Origin of the sequence: Elioraea sp., assembly GCF_051860475.1 — a bacterium.
Classification (GTDB): domain Bacteria; phylum Pseudomonadota; class Alphaproteobacteria; order Acetobacterales; family Acetobacteraceae; genus Elioraea.
The window spans coordinates 1-5391 of record NZ_JBHYDW010000209.1; the positions used below are offsets into that span (position 1 = coordinate 1).

Annotated in this window: 4 protein-coding genes and 1 riboswitch; all 4 genes read left to right on the forward strand. The window is 70.8% G+C overall.

What is annotated here, in order from left to right; translation table 11 throughout:
- Positions 1-277 precede the first annotated feature (277 nt).
- A riboswitch (glycine riboswitch) is annotated at positions 278-378 on the forward strand.
- A 45-nt stretch (positions 379-423) separates the two neighbouring features.
- The 4 genes from gcvT to ACTIFU_RS22210 are packed head-to-tail and all read left to right on the forward strand — an operon-like array spanning position 424 to position 5265.
- The gene (gene gcvT, locus ACTIFU_RS22195; RefSeq protein ID WP_439580502.1) at positions 424-1518 is read left to right on the forward strand and encodes a glycine cleavage system aminomethyltransferase GcvT; all 1095 of its coding nucleotides are present in this window, start codon (positions 424-426) and stop codon (positions 1516-1518) included.
- A gap of 14 nt (positions 1519-1532) precedes the next feature.
- The gene (gene gcvH, locus ACTIFU_RS22200; RefSeq protein ID WP_439580503.1) at positions 1533-1907 is read left to right on the forward strand and encodes a glycine cleavage system protein GcvH; all 375 of its coding nucleotides are present in this window, start codon (positions 1533-1535) and stop codon (positions 1905-1907) included.
- On the forward strand, positions 1907-4819 hold the full coding sequence (gene gcvP, locus ACTIFU_RS22205; RefSeq protein ID WP_439580504.1) for an aminomethyl-transferring glycine dehydrogenase: 2913 nt from the start codon (positions 1907-1909) through the stop codon (positions 4817-4819). The genes gcvH and gcvP overlap by 1 nt, the downstream gene beginning before the upstream one ends.
- Positions 4816-5265, forward strand: coding sequence for a GNAT family N-acetyltransferase (locus ACTIFU_RS22210; protein ID WP_439580505.1), 450 nt, complete (start codon positions 4816-4818; stop codon positions 5263-5265). The genes gcvP and ACTIFU_RS22210 overlap by 4 nt, the downstream gene beginning before the upstream one ends.
- The last annotated feature ends 126 nt before the right edge of the window (positions 5266-5391 follow it).

A 5391-nucleotide genomic window follows, 5' to 3' on the forward strand; every position in this document is an offset into this window, starting at 1 on the left:
GCCTCCGCGAATCGTCTGCTGACGCAGCGAATCACAGCCGATTCAAACGACTCAACTTCTTCCCGGATGGGCTCTTATGGTCCCAGGATTGGGAAACTGAAAGAAACACTGCATTAAGCCCCCTGCGCTGTCCACGAGTTCCCCGTTGAACCGCGCCCCGTCCTGGGGCACAACAGCGCGGTCCAGACCACCCCAGCGGAAGAGTGCGCGGCCCGGCCGCGCCGCCGAAGGCGCAACCGGCCCCCGGAAACGCTCAGGCACCAGGGACCGCCCGGGGGAACGGACCTCTGGAAAGCCGGGCGCCACGAGGCGTTCGCACCGACGGAGTAAGCGGGGAACCCCCGCGAATCTCTCAGGTCACCGGACAGAGGGGGGCCAGGACCTGCCGGCAGAGTGCCGGCGGGATGGCCGTCCGGAGTCCGCGTGACCGATCTCAAGACCACACCGCTTGACGCCCTGCACCGCCGGCTCGGCGCGCGCATGGTGCCCTTCGCCGGCTACGCCATGCCGGTGCAGTACGCCGGGATCATGGCCGAGCACGCGCAGTGCCGCAGCAAGGCCGCGCTGTTCGACGTCTCGCACATGGGCCAGGGCGTGCTGGAGGGGGAGGGCGCGGCCGCGGCGCTGGAGCGCCTGACGCCGGCCGACGTGGTCGGGCTGAAGCCCGGGCGCCAGCGCTACGCGCTGCTCACCGACGGGGACGGCGGCATCCTGGACGACTTCATGGTCGCCAACATGGGGGATCGGCTGTTCCTGGTGGTCAACGCGGCCTGCAAGGACGAGGACTTCGCCCATATCGGCGCGCACCTCCCCTCGGGCGTGACGCTCTCGGTCTGGACCGACCGTGCGCTGATCGCGCTGCAGGGTCCGGCGGCGGAATCGGTGATGGCCCGCCTCGGACCCGCCGCGGTGCTGCTGCCATTCATGGGGGTTGCCGAAGTCGCGATCGCCGGCATTCGGTGCCTGGTCTCCCGCTCCGGCTACACCGGCGAGGACGGGTTCGAGATCAGCGCCCCGGCGGCCGAGGCCGCGCGGCTGGCCGACACGCTGCTCGCCGATCCGGATGTCGCGCCGGCCGGGCTGGGTGCGCGCGACTCGCTTCGCCTCGAGGCCGGACTGTGCCTCTACGGCAACGACATCGACCGCACGACCAGCCCGGTCGAGGCGGCGCTGACCTGGACCATCGGCAAGCGCCGGCGCAGCGAGTGGAATTTCCCCGGTGCGGAGCGGATCCGCCACGAACTCGAGAACGGCACGTCGCGGCTGCGCGTCGGCATCCTGCCCGAGGGCCGGGCGCCGGCGCGCGCCCACACCGTCATCCATGCCGCCGACGGAACGCCGATCGGCGAGATCACCTCGGGCGGGTTCGGCCCGACGCTCAGTGCTCCGGTGGCGATGGGCTATGTCCGCCGCGACCTCGCCGCCGACGGCACGGCGATCGAGCTCTCGGTGCGCGGGAAGATGCTGCCCGCGCGCGTTGCCCCGACGCCGTTCGTTCCACACCGCTACAAGCGCTGACAGGGAAGCCCAGGATGAGCGAGCTGAAGTTCACCAAGGACCACGAATGGGTGCGGCTCGATGGCGACGTCGCCACCGTCGGCATCACCGATCATGCGCAGACCGCGCTCGGCGACGTGGTGTTCGTGGAGCTGCCCGAGGTCGGTCGCGAGGTCGCCGCCGGCGAGGCCTGCGCGGTGGTCGAGAGCGTGAAGGCCGCCTCGGACATCTATGCCCCTCTCGCGGGGAGGATCGTCGAGGTGAATGGCGGGCTGACCGACAATCCGGGCCTGGTGAATGCATCGGCGTTCGATCAGGGCTGGTTCTTCAGGATCGAGCCCGCGGACGCGAGCGCGGTCGACGCGCTGATGGATGAGACCGCCTATGCCGCCTTCCTGGAGACACTCTGATGGCCCCGCTCGCTGAGCTCGCCGCGCTCGCGCGGCATGACGGGTTCGTCGCGCGCCATATCGGGCCCGACGCCGCCGAGCGGCAGGCGATGCTGGCAGCGATCGGACTGGACAGCCTCGACGCGCTGACCGACAGGGCGGTGCCGGCGGGCATCCGCATCGCCGCCTCCGCGGGCCTGCCGGAGGCAAAGGATGAGGCAGCGGTGCTGGCCGAACTCGCCGGGCTCGCAGCGAAGAACCGCGCCGACATCAAGAGCCTGATCGGCACCGGCTATCACGGCACGCACACCCCGCCGGTGATCCTGCGCAACGTGCTGGAGAACCCTGGCTGGTACACGGCCTATACGCCGTATCAGGCCGAGATCGCGCAGGGGCGGCTCGAGGCGCTGCTCAACTTCCAGACCATGATCATCGAGCTCACCGGGCTCGACATCGCCAACGCCTCGCTGCTCGACGAGGGCACGGCGGCGGCCGAGGCGATGGCGCTGGCACTCGCGGTGAACAAGGCGCAGCGCAACGCGCCACAGTCGCGCGTGCTGGCGATCGCATCGGACGTGCACCCGCAGACCCGCGCGGTGGTGGCCACTCGGGCGAAGCCGCTCGGCGTCGAGGTGGTGGCGGTCGCGGCGGACGATCCGGCGGCGATCGAGGCGGCCAAGCCCTTCGCCGTGCTGTTCCAGTATCCCGGCACAACCGGGGAAGTGCGCGACCTGCGCGCCGAGATCTCGGCCGCGCATCGCGCCGGCGCGCTCGCGCTGGTGGCGGCGGACCTGCTCTCGCTCTGCCTGTTGACCCCGCCGGGCGAGATGGGGGCCGACATCGTCGTCGGCTCGGCGCAGCGCCTCGGCGTGCCGTTCGGCTATGGTGGCCCGCATGCGGCGTTCTTCGCCACCTCCGACGCCTACAAGCGGCTGATGCCCGGCCGGCTCGTCGGCGTCAGCCAGGACGCCGCCGGCCGGCCGGCGCTCCGCCTCGCGCTTCAGACGCGCGAGCAGCACATCCGCCGCGAGAAGGCGACGTCGAACATCTGCACCGCGCAGGTGCTGCTCGCGGTGATGGCGTCGATGTATGCCGTCTGGCACGGCCCGGAGGGGCTCACGCGGATCGCCAGGCGCTGCAGTTTGCTTGCACGGCTCCTCGCCGATGCGGCGAAGCGGGCAGGCTTCGCGCTGCGCCACGAGACGTTCTTCGACACGATCGCGATCGAGGCGGGCGACAAGACGGACGCGCTGATGGCGGCGGCCCTTGCGCGCGGCTTCAACCTGCGGCGGATCGACGCGACCGGCGTCGGCATCGCGCTCGACGAGACCGTGACGCAAGCCGAGCTCGGCGCGCTGGTCGCGGCGCTGGGCGAAGTGTCCGGCAAGGCGGTGGCGCTGGACGCGCTCGCCGCACCGGAGAGCATCCCGACGGCGCTCGCGCGCACCTCGCCGTTCCTGCGCCAGCCGGTGTTCAACACCCACCACGCCGAGCACGAGATGCTGCGCTACCTCAAGCGCCTCGAGGACAAGGACGTCGCGCTGAACCGCTCGATGATCCCGCTCGGCTCCTGCACCATGAAGCTGAACGCCACGGCCGAGATGATCCCGATCACCTGGCCGGGCTTCGCCAACATCCATCCCTTCGCGCCGGTCGACCAGGCTCAGGGCTACCGGGAACTGACCGCGCGGCTGGAGCAGTGGCTTTGCGCCGCCACGGGGTTCGCGGCGGTCAGCCTCCAGCCGAACGCCGGCAGCGCGGGCGAGTACGCCGGCCTGCTGGCGATCCGGTCCTGGCACGAGAGCCGTGGCGAGGCCCATCGCGACATCTGCCTGATCCCGACCTCTGCGCACGGCACCAATCCGGCCTCGGCGGTGATGGCGGGGATGCGCGTCGTGCCGGTGGGCTGCGACCGCGACGGCAACATCGACATCGCCGACCTGAAGGCGAAGGCCGCGCAGCACGCCGACAGGCTCGCCGCGCTGATGGTGACCTACCCCTCGACGCACGGTGTGTTCGAGGAGCTGATCCGGGAGATCTGCGAGACCATCCACGCGCATGGCGGACAGGTCTACATGGACGGCGCCAACATGAACGCGCAGGTGGGGCTCACCAGCCCCGCGGCGATCGGCGCGGATGTGTGCCACCTGAACCTGCACAAGACCTTCTGCATCCCGCATGGCGGCGGCGGCCCCGGCGTCGGTCCGATCGGAGTCGCGGCCCATCTCGCGCCGTTCCTGCCGAGTCATCCGTTCGCGGACGCGGCCGGGCCCGCAACCGGTCCCGGACCCGTCGCGAGCGCGCCGTGGGGCAGCGCGGGCATCCTGCCGATCCCCTACGCCTACATCGCGATGATGGGCGGCGCGGGCCTGACGCAGGCGACGCAGGTGGCGATCCTGAACGCGAACTACGTCGCCGAGCGCCTGAAGGCGCACTACCCGGTCCTCTATGTCGGCGCGAACGGGCTGGTCGCGCATGAGTGCATCATCGACTGTCGCGGCTTCCAGGCCACGGCCGGCGTGATGGTCGAGGACATCGCCAAGCGGCTGCAGGACTACGGCTACCACGCGCCGACCATGTCCTGGCCGGTGGCGGGCACGCTGATGATCGAGCCGACCGAGAGCGAGTCGAAGGCCGAGCTCGACCGGTTCTGCGCGGCGATGATCGCGATCCGCGAGGAGATCCGCGCGGTCGAGTCCGGGCGCTGGCCGAAGGACGACAACCCGCTGAAGAATGCGCCGCACACGGCGGACGAGATCGCGGCCGATGCCTGGACGCATCCCTATTCACGGCGCGAGGCGGCGACGCCGCTGCCATGGGTTGCGTCGGGCAAGTACTGGCCGCCGGTGAAGCGCGTCGACAACGTCTACGGCGACCGCAACCTCGTCTGCACCTGCGAGTCGATCGAGTCCTACGCCCAGGCCGCGGAATGAACGTGATCCGTATCGTCCCGGCCGCTGCCGAGCACCGCGCCGACTGGGACCGCCTCTATGCCGGCTACGCGGCGTTCTACAAGGTCGAGCAGACGTCGGCGATGCGCGATACGGTCTGGTCCTGGCTGATGGACCCGGCGCATGAGGTGAAGGGGCTCGTGGCGCTGGACGATGCGGGCCGCGCGGTCGGACTCGCGCACTACCGGCCCTATGCGCGGCCGCTGCGCGGCGGCTATGGCGGGTTCCTCGACGATCTGTTCGTCGATCCGGCGATGCGCGGGCGGCGGATCGCGGACGCGCTGATCGAGGCGGTGGCCGCGATCGGCCGCGAGCGCGGCTGGGGCCTGATCCGCTGGATCACCGCCGACGACAACTACCGCGGCCGCGGCGTGTACGACCGGCTGGCCACGCGGACCATGTGGATCACCTACGACAAGCCCCTGTAGGGTCTCGTGCTTCACACTGCATCGGCGTGGCAGATGCGCGCCTGGGTTTCGGCGGGGGCCGATCCGGAACGATCCGGCCTGCTGCCGGGGCACCCATGGCTGATCCACCAGTTCGCGCCGCTCGAC

Bases quoted from the DNA above. Each gene is read 5' to 3' on its own strand.
- gcvH (WP_439580503.1), top strand. From the start codon at position 1,533: ATGAGCGAGCTGAAGTTCACCAAGGACCACGAATGGGTGCGGCTCGAT.
- gcvP (WP_439580504.1), top strand. From the start codon at position 1,907: ATGGCCCCGCTCGCTGAGCTCGCCGCGCTCGCGCGGCATGACGGGTTC.
- ACTIFU_RS22210 (WP_439580505.1), top strand. From the start codon at position 4,816: ATGAACGTGATCCGTATCGTCCCGGCCGCTGCCGAGCACCGCGCCGAC.